14 protein-coding genes are annotated in these 20482 nt (G+C 71.9%); 10 read left to right on the plus strand and 4 right to left on the minus strand.

Annotated elements, in window-relative coordinates; genetic code table 11:
• Window positions 1–2: 2 nt before the first annotated feature.
• Together ABZ738_RS08655 and ABZ738_RS08660 are read right to left on the minus strand one after the other, a co-directional pair.
• Complete coding sequence (locus tag ABZ738_RS08655; RefSeq protein WP_176093961.1) at window positions 3–725, minus strand: hypothetical protein; 723 nt, start codon at window positions 723–725, stop codon at window positions 3–5.
• Between the two features lie 194 nt (window positions 726–919).
• On the minus strand, window positions 920–1699 hold the full coding sequence (locus ABZ738_RS08660) for a hypothetical protein (RefSeq protein ID WP_176093962.1): 780 nt from the start codon (window positions 1697–1699) through the stop codon (window positions 920–922).
• 210 nt (window positions 1700–1909) lie between these two features.
• Between ABZ738_RS08660 and ABZ738_RS08665 the strand changes: the two genes are divergently transcribed.
• The 9 genes from ABZ738_RS08665 (at window position 1910) to ABZ738_RS08705 (ending at window position 15495) form a co-directional block, all read left to right on the plus strand.
• Window positions 1910–3850: a DUF1996 domain-containing protein gene (locus ABZ738_RS08665; protein ID WP_131053329.1), complete on the plus strand. Its 1941-nt coding sequence runs from the start codon at window positions 1910–1912 to the stop codon at window positions 3848–3850.
• Window positions 3851–4130: 280 nt separating this feature from the next.
• Window positions 4131–4832 (plus strand): tryptophan 2,3-dioxygenase family protein, encoded by a 702-nt coding sequence (locus ABZ738_RS08670; RefSeq protein ID WP_131053328.1) that lies wholly within the window; start codon window positions 4131–4133, stop codon window positions 4830–4832.
• Between the two features lie 45 nt (window positions 4833–4877).
• Complete coding sequence (locus tag ABZ738_RS08675; RefSeq protein ID WP_131053327.1) at window positions 4878–6137, plus strand: tryptophan 2,3-dioxygenase family protein; 1260 nt, start codon at window positions 4878–4880, stop codon at window positions 6135–6137.
• Complete coding sequence (locus ABZ738_RS08680; RefSeq protein ID WP_357211984.1) at window positions 6134–7312, plus strand: aminotransferase class V-fold PLP-dependent enzyme; 1179 nt, start codon at window positions 6134–6136, stop codon at window positions 7310–7312. The genes ABZ738_RS08675 and ABZ738_RS08680 overlap by 4 nt, the downstream gene beginning before the upstream one ends.
• Window positions 7309–8340: a methyltransferase gene (locus ABZ738_RS08685; RefSeq protein WP_131053325.1), complete on the plus strand. Its 1032-nt coding sequence runs from the start codon at window positions 7309–7311 to the stop codon at window positions 8338–8340. The genes ABZ738_RS08680 and ABZ738_RS08685 overlap by 4 nt, the downstream gene beginning before the upstream one ends.
• 282 nt (window positions 8341–8622) lie before the next feature.
• A complete protein-coding gene (locus ABZ738_RS08690; protein ID WP_357211986.1) occupies window positions 8623–9288 on the plus strand; it encodes a YceI family protein in 666 nt (221 codons plus the stop codon).
• Window positions 9289–9426: 138 nt separating this feature from the next.
• A complete protein-coding gene (locus tag ABZ738_RS08695) occupies window positions 9427–10059 on the plus strand; it encodes an HNH endonuclease family protein (protein WP_131053323.1) in 633 nt (210 codons plus the stop codon).
• Window positions 10060–10176: 117 nt separating this feature from the next.
• On the plus strand, window positions 10177–11136 hold the full coding sequence (locus ABZ738_RS08700) for an AEC family transporter (RefSeq protein ID WP_357211989.1): 960 nt from the start codon (window positions 10177–10179) through the stop codon (window positions 11134–11136).
• A 423-nt stretch (window positions 11137–11559) separates the two neighbouring features.
• The gene (locus tag ABZ738_RS08705; protein ID WP_357211991.1) at window positions 11560–15495 is read left to right on the plus strand and encodes a ThuA domain-containing protein; all 3936 of its coding nucleotides are present in this window, start codon (window positions 11560–11562) and stop codon (window positions 15493–15495) included.
• 64 nt (window positions 15496–15559) lie between these two features.
• On the opposite strand, the gene ABZ738_RS08710 is transcribed toward ABZ738_RS08705, so the two are convergent.
• Window positions 15560–17281, minus strand: a complete 1722-nt coding sequence (locus tag ABZ738_RS08710) for a sugar ABC transporter permease (protein WP_357211993.1) — start codon at window positions 17279–17281, stop codon at window positions 15560–15562.
• 171 nt (window positions 17282–17452) lie between these two features.
• Window positions 17453–18904, minus strand: coding sequence for a thrombospondin type 3 repeat-containing protein (locus ABZ738_RS08715; protein WP_357211994.1), 1452 nt, complete (start codon window positions 18902–18904; stop codon window positions 17453–17455).
• Between the two features lie 131 nt (window positions 18905–19035).
• On the opposite strand from ABZ738_RS08715, the gene ABZ738_RS08720 reads away from it, so the two are divergent.
• Complete coding sequence (locus ABZ738_RS08720; RefSeq protein ID WP_357211996.1) at window positions 19036–20481, plus strand: helix-turn-helix transcriptional regulator; 1446 nt, start codon at window positions 19036–19038, stop codon at window positions 20479–20481.
• Window position 20482 lies beyond the last annotated feature (1 nt).

Here is a 20482-nt window from a genome sequence, read left to right on the forward strand (position 1 = left end):
CGTCAGCTGATGGTGACTTTGTCGATGTCGGGTGCCGACTTGTCGCTCCAGAGCCGCACCGCGACGCGTCCGGCCGGGACCGTGGCGTCGAACTGGACGCTGCGCGGCGAGTCCCAGGCGGTGCCGGTGACGGCGAAGGTGTGCTGGCTGGCGTCGTTGACGGCGACTCGGAGTTCCCGTGGCCCGTCCACTGTGTAGTGCACGGTGACGGTCCGGCGACCGGCCGTGGGGACGTCGAAGAAGACGGTGAGGTTGCCCAGGTAGCGCACCCGCGCGCCGCCGTCGCAGGCGGAACAGGTGGCGATCTGGGCGCCGCCGCCGAGGGTGTTGCCCGGTGCCTCGGCCTGCACGGTGAGCGGTCGGAACCGCTCGGTGCCGCCGGTCGCGCTGGCGCTCGCGGTCGGGCCGGGGTTCCGGCTCGTCGGGGCGGACGTGGGTGTGCGCGACGGCTCTTCCTCCGGCACCGGGAAGGCGTGGCCGCCACCGCCCGGACGCGGTGTGCCGCTCGGAGCGCCCGGGCTCGGCGTACGCTCGGGCCCGGTCGGGACGGCGGGGCCCTCGGGCTGCTGACCGGCCACGCTGGGCGGAGCGCTCGACGGGTCGACCTGGCTCTGCGTCGAATCCGACCGACCGTCGTCGTCGTTGGCGAGGATCAGCGGCGGGATCAGCACGGCGGCCAGCACCATGGCGCCCGCCAGGCTGCCGATCCCGGCCCAGAGGGGCACCCGCAGTGATGTCGAGTCTGTCGAGGCGCCGAGAAACCGCTGGTCAGAACCACTACTGTCCGGGGACGGTTCAGACGGCACCGTGGATCCCCCTGACTCGGGAGTCAGAAATCGGACGAGGGGCCCGCTTCTCCGTACACACGGCAGCGAATGTACACAACACCTATGTGTACTTGCCTCGGCAAGGGTCGCTGTTAGCTGACCGTGACTTTGTCAATATCGGGCGGTGGTCCGCTGTCGTTGTAGAACGTTACGGCGGTGCGTCCGGCAGGTATCGACGATGTGAACCGGAAGCTGCGCGGCGTCTCCCAGTCACTTCCGGTGACGCTGAAGGTCTGCGGCGCACCGCCGTTGACGACGACCTTCAGATCCCGAGGGCCGTCGGCGGTGTAACCCACCGTCACGGTGCGTGACCCGGCGGCCGCCACATCCAGGTAGACGGTGAGCCGGCCGAGGTAGCGCACCCGGGCGCCCCCGTCGCAGGAGTCGCAGTAGGCGACGTCCGCGCCGCCGCTGCGGAGGTTGCCGGGTGCCTCGGCCTGGACCGTGACCGGCCGGAACTGCGCGGCCGGACTCCGGCTCGGCGTACCGCTCGGCGTGGCCGCGGCGGACGTCGGCAGGACCTGCGCGGCCGGCGTCGTGGCCGACGGGGTGGGGCCGGCGCTGGTGCGGCCGGGCGTCGGTGCGGCCGGTCCGCTGGTGGCGACCGACGGCGTGCTCTCCGGGTCGCCGGTGGGGAGCACCGACCCGCCCTCCGCGCCCAGGGGTGACAGGGTCGGCGGGTCGGACGGCGACTCCACCGGTGCCTGCGACGGCATCTGGTCCAGCGCGCGGGTGCTCCCGTCCGGCGGCTCCGGCTGCCGGAAGGTGGACCAGAGCACGATCACACCGAGACAGGCCAGCGCGGCAGCGCCGATCAACCGCCACAGTCCGGGACCGGTCGGACCGGGTTGATCATCACTTGCCGCAGACATGGCCACGACGGTAGACGCCGGTTCGTGCCCGTTCCTGAGCCGAAAGACCCAGTCGGGCCCAGAGGCGGCCCGGCCCGGCACCGAAGCCGGCCCCGCTGGGCCCTGGGCGACCCTCACCTGGGTCCTAAGCCTCATCTCCCGGGCCGTCGGGCGTGGTTAGCGTACCGCGACATTCGTCGCCGACGAACGGATCGAGACCTCGGAGGTTCCATGCCAACCCGCGACCTGCCCGCGTCCGGGCCGCGCCGCCGGCCGCGCTGGCGGTACTGGATGGTGGCGGTGACGCTCGCCGTCACCGCCGCGCTGACCTCCTGGACCGCGATGGGACCGCTGCGTCTGGCCGCCGGTGAGGAGGCCCCGCTGTCCCAGGGCAAGCCCGCGACGGCCTCGTCCAGCGAGGGCGGACGGTGGTCCGCCGAGCGTGCGGTCGACGGCGACACCAAGTCCCGCTGGTCCAGCACCTTCGCCGACCCGCAGTGGCTGGGGGTCGACCTCGGGGCTCCGGCCCGGATCGACAGCGTGGTCCTGAACTGGGAGTCCGCCTACGCCACCGAGTTCGAGATCCAGGTGTCGCCGGACGGGCTGGCCTGGACCTCGATCTACCGCACCGGCAACGGCACCGGCGGCACCCAACGCCTCGACGTGTCCGGCGAGGGCCGGTACGTACGGATGTACGGCACGAAGCGGGCCACCGGGTACGGCTACTCACTGTGGGAGTTCCAGGTGTTCGGGGCGTTGACCGGTGCGAGCGCCACCCCCGCCGCCCCGCAGACGTCGGGGGCCGCCTCCGGCACGCCCAGCGCGTCGGGCACCCCCGGATCGAGCAGCCCGAGCCAGTCCCACCCCGCCGGCCACGGCAACGGGGCGACCGGTGCGCCGACCCCCGGCGACTACGTGCTCGCCGAGCGGCCGGTCACCGGTGTGACGCCCTCGACCGCGAACCCGCCGCGCCGCGACCACCGCGAGTTCCAGGCCAACTGCGCGGTCAGCCACCGGCTGGAGGACGACCCGATCGTCTTCTTCAACCGGCCCGGGGCGTCGCACGACCACACCTTCATGGGCAACACCACGACCAACGCGGCGAGCACCATGCAGTCGCTGCCGAGGGGCGCGACCACCTGCCGGGTGCCGGGCGACAAGTCGGGCTACTGGATGCCGACTCTGCTCAACGGCAACACGCCGATCGTGCCGCAGGGGCCGCAGGTCATCTACTACAAGAGCGGCGTACGCGACTACACCAGCGTCCGTCCGTTCCCGCCCGGCCTGCGGTTCCTCGTCGGCAGCCCGATGACCACCGCCGCGCAGTTCGAGTCCTCCCCGGCCTACCAGAAGGGCTGGGAGTGCGGGAACAGCTACGACAACGTGGACTTCCCGGCAAACTGCCCCTCCGGCACCCAGCTCAACGTCCGGATGCAGGCGCCGAGCTGCTGGGACGGGCGGCACCTGGACACCCCCGACCACGTCAGCCACATCGTGTACCCGGTCAACGGCGTCTGCCCGACCAGCCACCCGGTCGCGGTGCCGATGATCGAGTTCAAGATGGCCTGGCCGGTCAGCGGCGACATGTCGCAGGTCCGGCTCTCCAGCGGGCGGGGCTACTCGTTCCACTACGACTTCTACAACGTGTGGGACACGCCCACCCTGGCCGCGTTGGTGAAGCACTGCATCAACGCCGGTCGCCAGTGCGACAGCCGGGGCTACGACCAGTTCGAGCCCGGCGCGGGTGCGGCCCTCGACGAGCAGTACCAGGTGCCCGGCAGCCGTACCGTCCTGAGCCGGTCGGGCTGGACCGCCACCGCCTCCGGCGGCGCGGACACCGCGGCGCGGATGCTCGACGGTGACACCGGCACCCGGTGGACCTCCGGTGCGCCGATGACCAACGGGCAGTCGTTCACCGTCGACATGCGGTCGGTGCGGACCGTCAGCGGTGTCTCGCTGCTCTCCACCGGTGCCGACCACGCCCGGGGTTACCAGGTGTTCCTCTCCACCGACGGAAGGAACTGGACCGGTCCGGTGGCCAGCGGCAAGGGCTTCACGAACCAGACCCTGGTCGACTTCGAGGCCCGCGACGCCCGCCACGTGCGGGTGGTGCAGACGGGTTCGGCCAGCAACTGGTGGTCGGTGGCGGAGTTCACCGTCTTCTCCGGCTGACCTCTCTCCCGCACGACGAGGCGGCGTGGCCCGGACCGGGCCACGCCGCCTCGCGCTGTTCGGCGCGTGATCCGATCCGAATGGGTTGACTGGTTATCGTCAATATGATAATTGACGGCCACATTCAGGTGGCGAGTTCTCCTCCGCGCCGCCTCGCAGTTGACTCTCGGTGATTTTTCGGCGACGGCTAGCGCAAGCGAGATCCGCGTTGGATAATATCCGGGCGTCAGTCGCCCCGCATTGCCAATTCGGGCTGTGCCGCCGGTGGAGGGACAATTCCGTGAAGCGTGACCAGTCACCTGTGCTGCCCGGCGACGGTGCCACGGACTACGCACGTTATATGCGTACGGAGGCGTTGCTCGGGCTTCAGCGGGCCCCGGAGGAGATGATCCACCGCGACGAACTGCTGTTCCAGGTGGTGCACCAGTCCACCGAGCTGTGGCTGAAGCTGGCGGCGGCGGAACTGGTCGAGTCGGTGGCCCGGGTGGACGCCGGGGAGATGGTGGCGGCCGAGACGCTGCTCGGTCGGGCGAGCCTCGGGGTCCGGCTGGTCACCGACCAGTTGGAGATGCTGAGGCACCTCTCACCAGCGGATTTCCAGGCCATGCAGCCCGCACTGGGCAACGGCTCCGGTGCCGAGTCGCCGGGATGGCGGCAGGTCCAGACGCTCAGCCGCCGACTCGGCCGGGCCTTCCACGACCACCTCGACGCCCGGGGCATCGCCCCGGCTGCGCTGCCCGACCTGGACCCGACCGACCCGACGCACCGGCTGGCCGAGGCGATGGTGGAGTGGGACGAGCGGGTGGCGTCCTGGCGGGTGCGGCACTACCAGGTGGCGCTGCGGATCGGTGGTCACCCACCGGCCGGCACCCCGGGCAGCCCGGCGAACATGCTCGCCAAGCTCGTCGGCCACCGATTCTTCCCGGAATTATGGCAGGTGCGTCTGCACACCCCCGACGCGGAATCCGTCGCGCTGCACTGACCTTTCCTCGGCCTTCGGCCGACCCCGATTACGATCCTCTTCGGAATGTCGAGGTGCGGTTTCGTGCGCGAATTGACGAGCTGGTCGGCGGGCGCGGCCGATCCCGACGAATTCCCCTACGACCAGGTGGTCGACGCATTCCACCGGGTCGGCAAACATTTCGTCGACAAGGAACTGCTCGCCCGGTTGGACGAGGCGCGCGCGAGGGTGACCGGGTACGACGAACGGGCGCGGTTGCTGCGTGACTTCCTCGACGTCGCGCTGGACAAGTGGGACGGCCGCTACGACTACCGTAGCTACCTCGCCCTGCGTCTGCTCCGGTTGCCCGACGGGACCGACGACCCGCCGCCCGACGCCGGGGCCGACGCCCGGCAGGGCCGGGACCGGCTCGTCGTCCGGCTGGTCGCCGACGCGGTCTCCTTCGAACTGGCGGCTGCCGCCAAGGTCACCGGACTGTTGCCGGAGCAGCGTCCGGGGCGGGCGGTGGTGGCCAAACGCTTCCGGCTCGGCGTCCGCGCCGCCCTGCCCGCCCTGGCCCGTCTCGGTCTCACCGGGACGATCGACGACGCCACGCCCGTCACCGCCGCCACGACCCTGTCCGCCGTCGTCGCCGGCCTGGACACCACCGGCGACCCGTCGCTGCGGCTGAGCATGCTGCCGGTACACGTCACCCACGACGAATACCTGTTCATCCGGGTGCTCCAGGCATACGAGTGTGTCTTCGCCGGGGTCGCCGACGAACTCCGGGGCGTGGTCGACGCCCTGCGGACCGGGCCGCCCGACCGGGCCGTCGACCGGCTCGGCTACGCCCGCGACCTGCTCGGCACCGCCGGTTCGCTCTTCTCGCTGCTGGCCACCATGCAGCCCGCCGCGTTCCAGACGTTCCGGCAGTACACCGAGGGCGCCAGCGCCATCCAGTCCCGGTCGTACAAGCTCGTGGAGTCGCTCTGCCGTACCCCCGCGCCGGACCGGCTGGACTCGGTGGCCTACCGGTCCGTGCCGGAGGTCCGCGCCCGGGTGCGCGACGGCCAGCCGACCGTGGACGAGGCGTACCGTCGCGCGGTCCACGACGGCCGGCTGGACGAATCGTCGCGCCGCCTGATGGCGGCCGGCATGGGCAGGTTCGCCGAGGCCCTGGCGCAGTGGCGGCGGACCCACTACGGGGTGGCGGTGCGGATGCTGGGCCGCCGTCCCGGCACCGGCTACACCGAGGGCACGCCCTACCTGGCGGCGGTACGCGACCTGCCGGTCTTCGACGCCGTCGGCCCGTACCCGTCTCGTCCGACCGGAGGTCGTCCCGCGTGAACCCCGTCGACCTCCCGCCCGGCCCCGACACGCCGGCCTGCCTCGACCCGGCCGTGCACGCGGCGCTGCGCGCCGAGTTCCCGCTGCTGCGCACCTGCGTCTATCTGAACAACAACTCCACCGGGGCGGTGCCGGCCGGTGCCGAGCGGGTGCTGCACGACTACTGGGACACCCTGCGCACCTGGCGTGACGACGCCTGGCAGGACTGGCACGTCGGCCTCGACCGGTACGCCGACTCGGTGGCCGCCCTGCTCGGCGCGCCACAGGGCAGCGTGGTCACCGACGCCAACCTGAGTACGCTGCTGGCCCGGCTGGCCTCCTGCTTCGACTACCGGCCGCCCCGCGACCGGGTGGTCATCACCGACCTGGAGTTTCCGACGGTCCCGTTCGTCTTCCGGGCGTTCGGTCGCTACGGCGCGCGACTCGACGTGGTCGGCACCGGCGGACCGGACCTCGACCAGGACGCCCTGGAGGCCCGCCTGGACGAGCGGACGCTGCTGGTCTGCGTCACGCACGCCGCCTTCACCTCCGGCGCCACCCTGGACCTGCCCCGGCTGGTGGAGGCGGCCCACCGGGTCGGCGCGCTGGTGGTGGTGGACGCCTTCCAGACCGTCGGGGTGGTGCCGCTGGACGTGACCGCGCTCGGTGTCGACGCCGTCCTCGGCGGCGCGAGCAAGTGGCTCTGCGGCGTCGGCACCGCCTTCCTCTACGTCCGGCCCGACCTGGTGCCGCACCTGGAACCGGCGGCGACCGGCTGGCAGGCCGGCGACCGGGCACTCACCTTCCGCCCCTCCACCGGCTGGGCCCCCGGCGCGCGCCGGTTCGCCGGCGGCACGCCGTACCCGCTGACCTCGCTGGTCTCCCAGGTCGGGCTGGACCTGCTGGCCGGGGTCGGCGTACCGGCGATCCGTCGGCACTCGCTCGCTCTCACCCAGCGGGTCCTGGACCGCGCCGCGCAGGCCGGCATCGCCGTGGTCAGCCCGACCGCCGCGCACCGGCGCGGCGGCGTGGTGTTCCTGGACGTGCCCGACGGCGAGGCGGTCAAGCGGCGGCTGGCCGCGCAGCAGTTCGTCTGTAGCTGGCGCGGTTACCTACGGGTCGGCCCGCACGCCTACAACACCCTCGACGAGATCGACGCGTTCATGGACGCGTTGGGCAAGGAGTTGGGTCGATGACCGTCACGCTCTCCCCGCGCGCGTTGATGAGCCTGCTCGCCAACGGGCCCAAGGCCATGGACGTGCTGGAGACGGCGCTCGCGCTCGGGCTGCTCGACGAGCTGGAGCCCGGTCCGGTCCGGCTCGACACCCTGGCCGACGACCTGAAGGTACGCCCGCTGCGGCTGTACAAGTTCCTCGACTGCCTGGAGAGTCTCGGTTTCCTCGTCCGGGAGGGCTCGGGCGGCGACATCGGCGCCACCCGCTACCGGGCGGTGCCCGGACTGCGCGCGGCGGTCGAGGCGGTGGTCGGCCCGGACGCGCTCGAACGCGACCGGGACCGCTACCCGTGGCGGCTGCTGCACGGGCGGCTCGCCGACAGCCTGCGGGGCGAGGTGAGCATCGACGACGACGACTTCGCCTGGCCGCCGAAGACCGACGAACAGACCGCCGACTTCGAACGCAGCATGGCCGTCGGGCTGGGGCCGGTCGTCGAGGCGGTCCGGCAGCACGCCGGTCGGCTCTGGCCGGGGCGTCGTCGGCTGCTGGACGTGGGCGGTGGCGACGGCACACTGGCCGCGCACGTCCTGGACACCGCGCCGGAACTGCGCGCCGACGTGTACAACCTGCCCGCGGTGGCACCGCTGGTGGACCACACCCGCGTCGCCCGGGGCCATCCGGACCGGCTCGGCTTCGTCGGGGGAGACTTCCTCACCGAGGAACTGCCCCCGGGCTACGACGCGATGTCCTTCGTCCGGGTCCTGCACGACTGGCCCGACGAGGTGGCCCGGCACCTCGTGACCCAGGCGTACGCGGCGCTGGAACCGGGCGGCCTGCTGCTGATCTGCGAGGAGTTCCGCACCCCCGACCGGCTGGCCATGCAGTTCTTCTGGAGCTACTTCCTGATCGGTGTCGACACCTGTGTGAGTCGACTGCGTGAGGCCGGCTACTACACCACACTGCTCGTCGACACCGGCTTCACCGAGGTGACCGTGCTGCCCGGCACCTGGGAGTTGGTGACCGCCCGGAAACCGACCTCGCGGGGCTGATCGTCACCCGTCGACGTCGTCGGTGGGCGATGCATTCCCTCTCGTACGGTGATCGGCTCGGCACACCAATTGCCGACCGATTCACGGAATCGTCCCCCGCCGTCGGACGGGCCCGCCCAGGGCGGCCGTGATTGTGCTCACGACCGGCACCCCTGAAGCACGGGGAAGTGCCTGCGATCTCCCTATGCTGGCCCGGTGATCGCCCGTTACCGTCCGCCCCGCGCGGCCGGACCGGGCAGGTGGCGGGTGCCTTGCGCGAGGCGGGGGAGGAAGTAGCGAGCAATGACCAGCTCCACGCGGACCTGGGACGGGCTGTCCATTCCCGCCCCCGGCACCTATCGACTCGACCCGGCGCACAAGCGGATCGGGTTCCTCGCCCGACACATGATGGTCAGCCCGGTGCGGGGTGAGTTCCGGGACGCCACCGCGCAGATTCTCGTCGCCGAGGATCCGCTTCTGTCGACGATCGAGGCGACCATTCAAGCGGGCAGTATCGATACGACGAGTACGGATCGGGACACGCACCTGTGCAGTGCCGATTTCCTCGACGTGGAGACGTTTCCCACCCTTGAGTACCGCAGTACCGGAATTGCGCGACTGGAGAAGACCGATCCGATCTTCTACTGGGCGAAGCTCAGGAACCATCGCCTCGGCCGGCGGCCGGCCCCGGAGGAGTCGGCGCATCCGGCGAGCCCGGCGACCGCCCGGTTCGTGCTCGCCGGGGAGTTGACCGTCAAGGGGATCACCCGTCCCGTCGACCTCCAGGTGGAGTTCGGCGGCGCCCGGCGTGACCCGTACGGGCAGGACATCTTCGGGTTCAGCGCGACGGCGGAGATCAACCGTGAGGACTACGGCCTGGTCTGGAACGTGGTGCTGGAGAGCGGTGGGGTGCTGGTCGGCAAGAGCGTCCGCATCGAGATCGCCGGTGAGGCGATCCGCCAGGCGTAGCGTCACGCCGCGTTCACCGCAGGTTGGCGGCCGATTCGCATCCATTGATCGCGATGTCTGCGACAATCCGTCTGTGCCTGCCATCCCGTCAGGCGGGACCCCCGCCCGCCGTGGCAGGCGACAGTCAGGAGTCGCCCAGTGGCTCACGCCCGTACGGCCGCCCTCGCCTCGGTGGTCGCCGTCGCCCTGTCCCTCGTCGTGGCCCCGGCACCGGCCGGCGCCACCCCGCCCAACATCCCGTCGCACAGCACGGCGGTGAGCCGGCTCGGCGCGCTCACCGTGGCCGCCGAGTCGCACCAGTCCAGCTACAGCCGGGACCTCTTCCCGCACTGGATCACCGTCACCGGCACCTGCAACACCCGCGAGCAGGTCCTCAAGCGCGACGGCAGCAACGTGGTCGTCGACGCCAACTGCTATCCGACCTCCGGGTCCTGGTACAGCCCCTACGACGGGGTGACCCGGACGAACCCGGCCGACATCTCCATCGACCACGTCGTACCGCTGGCCGAGGCATGGCGGTCCGGGGCCTGGTCCTGGACCACCGCGCGGCGCCAGACCTACGCCAACGACCTGGGCGGTCCGGAGCTGTGGGCGGTCACCGGCAGCGTCAACTCGTCCAAGGGTGACCGGGACCCGGCGGCGTGGAAGCCGCCGCGAGCCGCCTTCCACTGCACCTACGCGCGCGCCTGGATCCAGGTGAAGTGGTACTACGGCCTCTCCGTCGACAGCGCCGAGAAGTCGGCGTTGTCAGGCATGCTGAACACCTGCTGACCCGCGTGTAAGGAAGGGCCCCCTACTAACGCCTCGTGTATAGGAGGGGTCCCTTCCTTACACCTGGTGGGTTGCTGGTGTGGGCCGGGGAAGGACCGGCACGGAGGGGGCGGACGGGTGGAGGGCGTACTCACGGGCTTCGCCGTCATCGCCACCGTCATCGCGATCGGCTACCTGGTCGGGCGCATCGGGCTGCTGGGGCCGGAGGGGCCCGCCGTGCTCTCCCGGGTCTCCTTCTTCGTCGCCACACCCGCCCTGCTCTTCGAGACCGTCTCCCGCGCCGACGTGGCCACCGTCTTCTCGTCCGCCCTGCTCGTCACGCTGATCAGCACCACCGTCGTCGCGGCGGTCTTCGTGGCCGTCGCGATGCTGTGGTGGCGGCGATCGGCACCCGAGGCGACGATCGGCGCGCTCTCCGCCTCGTACGTCAACGCGGGCAACATCGGCATCCCGATCGCGGTCTACGTGCTCGGTGACGCCGCACTCGTCGCGCCGGTGCTGATGTTCCAGGTGGTCGTGATGGCACCCCTGGCGTTCGCGGTGCTGGAGTCGTCGGCGGCGCGGTATTCGTCGGCGGCGCGGGAGCCGTCGGCGGCGCGGGAGCGTCGGTCGGTGGTCCGGGCGGCTGTCCGGCCGTTGTTGAACCCGATCACCGTCGCCTGCGGCCTGGGGGTGCTCGTGAGCGTCGTCGGCTGGTCGCCGCCGGAGCCGGTGATGCGACCGGTGGACCTGGTCGCCGCGATGGCGGTGCCCGCCGCCCTGCTCGCCTACGGCCTGTCCCTGCGCGGTGCCCCGCCGCCCGGTTCCGGGGACACCGCGTGGGACGTCCGGCTCGCCGTGGTGCTCAAGACGCTGGTCCACCCGACGGTCGCCTACCTGGTGGCCCGCTTCGGGCTCGGCCTGTCCGCACCGCTGGTGCTGGCCTGCACGGTCACCGCCGCCCTGCCCACGGCGCAGAACGTCTTCGTCTACGCCGTCCGCTACGGCCGGGGCGTCGTGCTGGCCCGCGACGCCATCCTGCTCTCCACCGTGACCGCCGTCCCGGTGCTGATCGCCGTGGCGCTGCTCGCCGGCTGACCGGCAGCGGGCCGCACCGGCGATCCGCCCTCGAAAGCACTCCCCGGGCGGCGGGGCGGAGAACGGCGGGGCGGAGAACGGCGGCTTGATGGACGGTCCGTGACCGGCGCGGCGGGCGCGTGGTGCACCTGCCCGCCGCGTCCGGCTCCGGCTGCACCGGTGGCGCCGACGAATGACCGCGCAGAAAGCGTTATTCGATCTCGGCTTCGCCAGTCGCCTGTGACCTGCGGAGATAACGCTCTCACGGATTGCGGCGGAGCCCTTGACGGGCCGCTGGCCCAGCCATCACGATGAATGCCCTGCCCCGCCTTTCGCGGCACCGGCGACCTGCCGGACGCGTCGCGACGGGGCAGGCTTCCACCTCCATCACCTCACCAGGCGTGATCGGCGCACGCCCTCCCCACACCGTGGAAAGGACGTATCGTGCGCAGATCCCTCAGAGCCTGGCTCGGTGCCGCGCTGAGCGCGGTGCTCGTGCTGGGCGGCCTGGTCGCGGCGGCACCGCCCGCCGTCGCCGCGCCGTTCAGCGTGCTGGTGTTCAGCAAGACCGCCGGGTTCCGGCACGGCTCCATCGGCCCGGGCATCACCGCCGTCCAGCAGCTCGGCGCCGCCAACGGGTTCACCGTCGAGACCACCGAGGACGCGGCCCAGTTCACCGACGCCAACCTGAGCCGGTTCGCCGCGGTGATCTGGCTCTCCACCACCGGCGACGTGCTCAACGCCGCCCAGCAGGCCGCCTTCGAGCGCTACATCACCGCCGGCGGCGGGTACGTGGGCGTGCACGCCGCCGCCGACACCGAGTACGAGTGGCCCTGGTACGGCGGTCTGGTCGGCGCGTACTTCGCCTCGCACCCGGCCGACCAGACCGCCTCCGTGAAGGTCGCCGACCGGGTGCACCCGTCCACGGCGAACCTGCCGCAGCGGTGGACCCGGCTGGACGAGTGGTACAACTACCGCACCAACCCCCGGGGCGACGTGCACGTGCTGGCGACGCTGGACGAGAGCACCTACACCGGCGGGAGCATGGGTGCCGACCATCCGATCTCCTGGTGCCACACCTACTCCGGCGGTCGTGCCTGGTACACCGGGATGGGGCACACCGACGCGTCGTACTCCGAGCCGGACTTCCGCCGGCACCTGCTCGGCGGCATCCTCGGCGCGGCCGGTGCGGCGGAGGCCGAGTGCGGTGCCACTGTCGACTCGAACTTCCAGCAGGTGGAGCTGGCCAAGGGCGCGGCCGAGACCGGCGAGCCGATGAGTCTGACCGTGCTGCCGAACCGGGGAGTGCTGCACACCTCCCGCAACGGCGTCATCCGCTACACCGACGCGGCCGGCAACACCAAGGTCGCCGCCACGCTGCCGGTCTACACCGGCGACGAGGAGGGCCTACAGGGCATTACGGTGGACCCGAACTTCACCACCAACCGCTGGGTGTACGTCTTCTACGCACCACCCCTCGACACTCCCGGCGGCGGTGCACCGGCCACCGGCACCGCCGCCGACTTCGCCCGCTGGGCGGGGGTCAACCGGCTGTCCCGGTTCACCGTGAACGCCGACCACACCGTCAACCTGGCCAGCGAGACGCTGGTCCTGGACGTACCCACCGACCGGGGCATGTGCTGCCACGTCGGTGGGGACATGGCCTTCGACGCGGCGGGCAACCTGTATCTGTCCACCGGTGACGACACCAACCCGTTCGACTCGGCCGGGTTCACCCCGATCGACGAGCGACCCGGCCGTAACCCGGCCTTCGACGCCCAGCGCACCTCGGCCAACAGCAACGACCTGCGCGGCAAGGTGCTCCGGATCAGGCCGAGCGCGACCGGCGGCTACACCGTCCCGGCCGGCAACATGTTCGCTCCGGGCACCGCGCGGACCCGCCCGGAGATCTACGCGATGGGCTTCCGCAACCCGTTCCGGATGAGCGTGGACAGGGCCACCGGCGTCGTCTACCTCGGCGACTACGGGCCGGACGCGGGCACCGCCGACCCGAACCGGGGGCCGGCGGGCAACGTCGAGTTCGCCCGGATCGACCGGCCCGGTTTCTACGGCTGGCCGTACTGCACCGCCCGCAACGACGCCTACAACGACTACACCTTCCCGTCCGGACCGTCGGGCCCGAAGTTCGACTGCGCGGGCGGGCCGGTGAACAACTCGCCGAACAACACCGGCATCACCCAGCTCCCACCGGCAGTTCCGGCCTGGCTGCCGTACGGCGGGTCCGGCTCGCCGCCGGAACTCACCGGCGGCGGACTCTCCCCGATGGGTGGCCCGGTCTACCGGTACGACCCGGCGAGCACCTCCGACGTGGCGTTCCCGGAGTACTACGACGGGACCTACTTCGCCGGTGAGTTCGGTCGACGCTGGATCAAGAACATCACGCTCGACTCCGCCGGCCAACCTTTCAAGATCAATCCGTTTCCGTGGACCGGCACCCAGGTCATGGACATGGAGTTCGGCCCGGACGGCGCGCTCTACGTGCTCGACTACGGCACCGGCTGGTTCAACGGCGACGCCAACTCGGCGCTGTACCGCATCGAGTACGCCCGCGACGGCCGCGCACCGAGAGCCGTCGTCTCGGCCACCCCGACCAGCGGGGTCGCCCCGCTGACCGTGCAGTTCTCCTCGGCCGGGTCACTCGATCCGGACGGCGACCCGTTCAGCTACGCGTGGGACTTCGACAACAACGGCACCACCGACTCCACCGCCCCGAACCCGAGCCACACCTACACCACCAACGGGGTACGCACCCCGACGCTGACCGTCCGGGACAGTACCGGCAAGACCGGCACCGCCAGCACGGTCGTCACGGTCGGCAACAGTGCCCCGGTGGTCACCGTCAACACCCCGACCAACGGGCAGACCTTCGCCTTCGGCGACGCGGTGCCGTTCTCGGTCACCGTCACCGACGCCCAGGACGGCCCGATCGACTGCGCCCGGGTCACCGTGAACTACGTCCTCGGCCACGACTCGCACGGCCACCAACTCGGCAGCGTGCGCGGCTGCACCGGGGTCATCCAGACCTCGGTCGACGGCGAGCACGACACCGCGGCGAACATCTTCGGCATCATCGACGCCGAGTACACCGACCGTGGCGGAGGCGGGCAGCCGGCGTTGACCACGCACACGCAGGCGGTGCTGCAACCCCGCACCCGTCAGGCCGAGCACTTCGGGGACTCCTCCGGCATCCAGATCACCCGGCCGGGCAGCGCGCACGGCGGTGCGGCGGTCGGCTACATCGACGACAACGACTGGATCTCGTTCCGCCCGTACGACCTGACCGGCATCCGGTCGTTCAGCGCCCGGGTCGGCGCGCCGGCCGGTGCGGGTGGCACCCTCCACCTGCGGGTCGACTCGCCGACCGGGCCGCTGGTCGGCTCGACCACCGTGACACCCACCGGCGGGTACGGCACCTTCGCCACGGTCACCGGCACGGTCACCGCCCCGACCGGCACCCGCACCCTGTTCCTGGTCTTCTCCGGTGGCGGCGGCATGTTCGACCTGGACGAATTCACGCTCTCCACCAGCACCGGAGGTGGTCCCGGCCCTGGCCCGGACCCCGACCCTGGCACCAACCTGGCGCGCGGCAAGCCGGCGCGGGCGTCCAGTGCCGAAGGGGCCTACGTCGCGGCCAACGCCGTCGACGGCGACGCCGGGACCCGGTGGAGCAGCGCGTTCAGCGATCCGCAGTGGATCGACGTGGACCTGGGCGCCACGTACGCGGTCGACCGGGTGAAGCTGACCTGGGAGGCGGCGTACGGCAGCGGCTACCAGATCCAGACCTCACCGGACGGCGTCACCTTCACCACCGTCCGCACCGTCACCGGCGGCGACGGCGGGGTGGACGACCTGACCGGCCTGACCGGCACCGGCCGGTACGTCCGGATCACCGGCACCGCGCGCGGCACCGGCTGGGGCTACTCACTGTTCGAGTTCGAGGTGTACGGCAGCAGCAGCGGCGGCCCGTCCGGCGGCAACCTGCTGCGGAACAAGCCGACGACGACCTCCAGCGACGAGGGGGCCGGCATGACCGGCGCCCAGGCGGTCGACGGTGACCTGACCACCCGATGGTCCTCGGCGTTCTCGGATCCGCAGTGGATCCGGGTCGACCTGGGCGCCCCGACCGCGATCGGCCGGGTGAAGCTGACCTGGGAGGCGGCCTACAGCAGCGCGTACACCATCCAGACCTCGACCGACGGCACCACCTGGACCACCGTGCGCACGGTGACCGGTGCCGACGGCGGAGTGGACGAGCACTCCGGACTCGGCGCCAACGGCCGGTACCTGCGGATCCACGCCACCGCCCGGGGCACCGGCTGGGGCCACTCGCTCTACGAGCTGGAGGCGTACACGAGCTGACCCGTCGACGTGGCCGGCACGGTCTGCCGTGCCGGCCACACCGGCCGTCGGGTGCCGGGGTCGGTCAGGGGTGCTCCGCGTGCTCCGGCGCACGACCGACCCGGATCGCCAGCCGGTCCAGGTAGCGCACCTGGAGCGCGACCAACGCGACCAGGAACAGCAGCAGCATCGGCAGCGGGAGCAGCGCGCCGAGGGCCAGTTCGTCGGCGGGAATCCGGCCGGTGGTGCCCTGCGCCAGCGCCTCGACCGGGGCGGTCCGGGTGCTCGGGGTCTGTGCCACGATCCACGGCCACAGCAGTTGCCCGGAGCTGACCAGCCAGGTCACCAGACCGGCCAGCAGCACCATCGGTACGGCCGGGGCGAGCATGGTGCGGCCGAACCCGCCACCCGCCCGCCACCGGGGCTCCAACCCCCGGAACAGCAGCGTGAACAGGAACAGCGCGGGGATGCTGACCCAGCCGGGCGGGATCACCCCCAGGAAGGTGTTGACCTGGTCGAAGTCACGGGTACGCAGGTAGGACTCGACGGCGAGCGGCCCGGTGCCGACGAAGAGCCACGGCGCGAACGGCAGCAGGAGCAGTTCGCTGAACCGGCCCAGCGGGCGCAGCCCGCCGATGGCGAAGCCGCCGGCCACCGCGACGGTGATCGTGACCAGCGTCGCGACCAGGGTCGGCAGCCAGGTCCAGATGAGCATGTCGGACAGACCGGCGCCCGGCACCGGTCCGAGGTCGTTGGTGAACCGGAAGCTGCGACTCAGCCAGGGCCACGCCACCCAGAGCATCAGGCCGACGGCGACCACGCCCGCCACGGCCAGCCCGATCCGGGCCGGGCCGCTGCCCCCGGTCGTCGGGGCGCTGCTTCCGCTCGTCGGAACGCCCGGCGGCGTGGTGACGGCGCTGGACGCGGGCCAGGTCGGGGTGGTGGTCGAGGCCGGCGCGGCCGTGGCGGGATCGCCGGTCGGGGCGTCGGCGAGTTCGATCCGGGCGCGGGTGACCAGCAGCAGCGCCGTCGCGGCCAGGCCCAACACGGCCAGGACGGCGAGCAGCAGCACCGCGTCGGCGGAACCACGGCCGACGTCCATCCGGGCCAGGGACTGCACCACGATGGTCGTCAGCGGGAACTGGGCGCGGTTGCTGGCGGCCAGCAGCGGTGCCACGAAGCTCTGCAACGTGGCCGCGACGATCCCGAGCACCAGCAGACCGGCCACGGTCGCCATCGCGGGCAGCGCGTCGGCCGGGCGGCGACGGCCGCGTAGCGTGGCGAGGAAGGCGGTGGTGGCGACGGCGACGACCAGCCCGGCGCTGCCGACGGCGGTCAGTTCCACGAGCGTCGCGTACGGGCTTTCCACGGCCGCTCGGGGCTCGACGCGGTCGAGACGCCAGCCGAGCAGCAGCGCCACCGGGGCGTACCCGGCGACCGGCACGGCCAGCAGGGCGCGGGCCGCGAGCCGGGGCCCGCGACCGGCCCGGTCGGCGAGCAGGGCCAGCAGCGGGGCGACCAGCAGAGCCAGCACGAGCGGCACGATCGTCAACAGCAGCGCCATCCGGTACTCGCCGACCACGCCCTGCTCGAAGCGCTGTCGATAGTGCTCGGTGCCGACGTCGGTCGCCGGACCGAGCAGGTTGTCCCGGGTCGTCGACCGCGCGATCGCCAACCCGGTGGGCAGCAGATAGGACCAGAGCAGGGCGAGGAAGGCGGGTAGCAGCAGCACGAGCCCGATGCCGACGCGGACACCGGTGCCCGGTCGGGTGGACGGTTTCGTCACGGAGAGTACCGGGCTGGTCATGGTGCTCCTCGCCTCGTCGGATCCCTGGCCGGGCCCGACGATAGGCGTAACGATCAAGCCGGGCCACCGGAGCGAAGATCTTTCGTCCGCACGGCCCACCAGCGATGCCGATGCGGAGGGGGAGCATGAGCAGGCCGGGCGCCGTCGGGTCGACGACGCCCGGCCAGTGGCTCAGCAGAGGCCGTTGCAACCGTCCGGGTTCGGCGGCGGGGCACCGATCCAGGGCTGGGAGAGGCCGGGTACGTGCTCCGGCTGCGCCCCGCTGATCCGGGGCTCCGAGAAGACCGTGTTGTACGCGTTGGCGGTGTCGTCGACGTAGATGATCCCGCTCAGCTTGTTCTCCGGGATGGTGCCGTTGGCGTACGGCGGCGTCCAGTTCCGGACCGGCGTGATGTTCGCGCCGAGGAAGCGGGTGATGCCGTCGGCACCGGCCAGCACGGAGACCACGTCGCCGGAGTAGTCGGGGTTGACGTACCCGTGGTCACCCTCCGTGTCGCCGTGGCCGCTGCCGTCGTCACCCCCGTCGTCGCCGTGCTCGCCGCCGGAGTTGTCGTCGTCGGAGTCGTAGTGGGTGTTGATGCCGTCGTCGCAGCTCCCGCTGTTGTCGCAGGTCGTGACGGTCTGGTTGCCGGAACTGTGGGTCGAGCTGTTGAAGGTGACGCTCTCCACCCGGATCGTGCCCATCTTGTTCGCGAGCTCGTCGTAGACGTGCACGGTCGTCTCCGAGTGGGTGTCCGACTGGCCGTTCTTCATGTGGCTCTTGGTGGTGGTCTCACTGATCAGGCGACCGTGCGGGTCGAAGACCATGACGGTCTGCTCGGTGTAGAGGTCGCCGGGCTCGCCGCGCTCCTCGTACTGGGTGAAGACGGTGTTGCCCTTGGACCCGTCGGCGTTGACGTGTTCCCGCACCGACCCGCCCGGCACCAGGTCGACCTCGTCGCGCGACCCGTCGGCGTAGTGCAGCCGGTAGTCGGAGTCGCCGAACCACGGCTTCTCGGTCTTCACGACCCCGCCGTACGCGGCCGGGCTGTGCGTCGTCTCGCCCGGCTCGTACTCGACGAACATCGATTCGAAGGGCGTGATCAGCGGGTTGCCCGGCTCGCCGACGGCCTGCGAGCGGGTGCCCCGGCCGATCGCGACGCCGTCGCGCTGCACCGAGAGCTTGAGCTCGTCGAACTGCTTGAGGTCGATGCCGAGCCGGCTGTAGGTGTCCTTGCGCACCGGAAGGGCGAAGACCCCCAGGGTCGGCAGGTTGGTGGTGGTCTCCCGGAGCGCGAGCAGGTCTTCGGGGAAGGCGATGAAGCTGCCCCGCCCGTAGACGAACGACGGCAGCTTGTTCACCGAGGCCAGTTCCACGGCCACCTCGAGGCTGGGTCGGCTGGCCGGGTCCCACGGGTCGGTGCCCGCCGCCACCTCGTCGGCGTCGCTGAAGCCGTCCTTGTCGCTGTCGACCACCCGCCAGGACAGGTAGCAGCCGGTCGGGTCGCAGACCCGGGCGTACGACAGCTTCTTGCGCGGCGGCTTGTCGGCGGAGGCGGCGGTGCTGCCGGCGGTCAACGCCAGCGGTATGGCGAGCAGCGGGGCGACGACCATCGCCACTCGCCTGCGGTTACGAAGGATCATGAGCGGTACCGTCGCACCCGTCCGGGCGCTCTCCGACCGCTGAGTCGGCAATCAGTCGCCGGGTCGCGGCACCCTGGGAGGATCCCCAGCTAGGGTGTGGCTGCTGCGCTGGTACGACGAAGGTGACGGACGTGGAGATCGACCAGTGTGGCCACCGGCCGGAGGACGCCGACCGACTGCTGGCCGCCGCCGACCGGGCCGCCGATCCGGTGGCCGCCGCCCGGCTGGTGGCGGAGGCGTTCGTCGCGGTGTCCCGGACCGCCGACCCGACCGTCCTGCCGCCGATCGTCCGGCGGTTGGCACGGCTACGGACCCTCCCGCCACGTCCCGAGGTCGAGTTCCTGCACCACGCGGTCGGCTGCGCGGTGGGTGCCCGGACCGGGCGGCGGGTCGCTCCCCGGGAGACCGACGACGCGTTGCGCCTCTTCGCCAGCGCCGGGCTGCACGACGATCCGCTGCACGTGGAGTGCGCGATGATCGCCACGTTGAGCGCGCTGCGACCCGACCAGGTGCGCCCCAGGTTCGCCGCCCTCGTCGAGCGGTGGGTGTCCGGCGAGGAGGAGACCGACCCGGCCCGGCGGGCCCGGTTCACCACCATGCTCGGGATGGGCGACGCGTGGTCCGGTGACCTGCTGCGCGGCCGGGCGACGCTGCGTCGCGCCCAGGCGTACGCGGTCGAGGCCGGGCGGCTCGACCTCCAGGCCGAGATCGTGTCGTGGCTGGCCAAGTGCGAGGCGCTCTGCGGCGACCTGACGCAGGCGCGGCGTTGTCTGGACGAGGCGCGGCTGCTGGCGGCCCGCTCGGGGTCGGCCTGGGTCGGGTTCCACATCGCCGAGTGCGCCGCCGCGCTGCACCTGGCGGCGGGCGACGTCGAGGCGTGGGTCGGGGTCGTGGGGCGGTTGGTCGACTCGGCGGTCGGCAGCAACTCCGGGCTGGTCTTCGAACACCGGTGGGAACTCGCCACCCACCACGCGCTCGGCGGGGACGCCGAGGCCGCGCACGCCGTCCTCGCCACCATCGCGGATCCGCCGCTGGACTGGCCGGGTGCGCCCGCCCTGCCGTCCTGGCGGGCCTGGATCGCCGACCCGGTCGACCCGGCCGCGATGGCCTGGCTGGAACAGGCGCTCGCCGGGCTCAACCGGCCGGTGGAGCGGCTCTCCCGGGCCCGGCTGGCCTGGCTGCTCGGCGCCCAGCACGCGCGCCTCGGCCGGCGGGTCGACGCGATCCGGCTGCTCGAACTGGCCAGCAGCGAGTACGCGGCGACCGGCGCGGCGGGTCTGCTCGCCCGGGTCACCGTGGACCTGGACGCCGTCACCGACGTCCCGGTCGGTACGCCGTGGTCCGTGGCGCAGGTGCCGTCGACCCGGCGCGGCCGACCGGCCGACGCCGGCACGCAGGTCCGGCTGACCGCCATGGAGACCAGGGTGGCCGGTGCCGTCGCCGACGGACTCAGCAACCTGGAGGCGGCCCGGCTGCTGGCGGTGTCGGCCAAGACGATCGAGTTCCACCTCGGCAACATCTATCGCAAGCTCGGCGTCCGTAACCGCACCGAACTCGCCCGGCACCTGTCGCGCTGAG

The organism is Micromonospora sp. NPDC047793, assembly GCF_040642635.1.
GTDB lineage: Bacteria > Actinomycetota > Actinomycetes > Mycobacteriales > Micromonosporaceae > Micromonospora.

Excerpts from the sequence above, each read along its gene's own strand:
- ABZ738_RS08660 (WP_176093962.1), bottom strand. The coding sequence starts at position 1,699 with ATGTCTGCGGCAAGTGATGATCAACCCGGTCCGACCGGTCCCGGACTG.
- ABZ738_RS08665 (WP_131053329.1), top strand. The coding sequence starts at position 1,910 with ATGCCAACCCGCGACCTGCCCGCGTCCGGGCCGCGCCGCCGGCCGCGC.
- ABZ738_RS08675 (WP_131053327.1), top strand. The coding sequence starts at position 4,878 with ATGTCGAGGTGCGGTTTCGTGCGCGAATTGACGAGCTGGTCGGCGGGC.
- ABZ738_RS08685 (WP_131053325.1), top strand. The coding sequence starts at position 7,309 with ATGACCGTCACGCTCTCCCCGCGCGCGTTGATGAGCCTGCTCGCCAAC.
- ABZ738_RS08690 (WP_357211986.1), top strand. The coding sequence starts at position 8,623 with ATGACCAGCTCCACGCGGACCTGGGACGGGCTGTCCATTCCCGCCCCC.
- ABZ738_RS08710 (WP_357211993.1), bottom strand. The coding sequence starts at position 17,281 with ATGACCAGCCCGGTACTCTCCGTGACGAAACCGTCCACCCGACCGGGC.
- ABZ738_RS08715 (WP_357211994.1), bottom strand. The coding sequence starts at position 18,904 with ATGATCCTTCGTAACCGCAGGCGAGTGGCGATGGTCGTCGCCCCGCTG.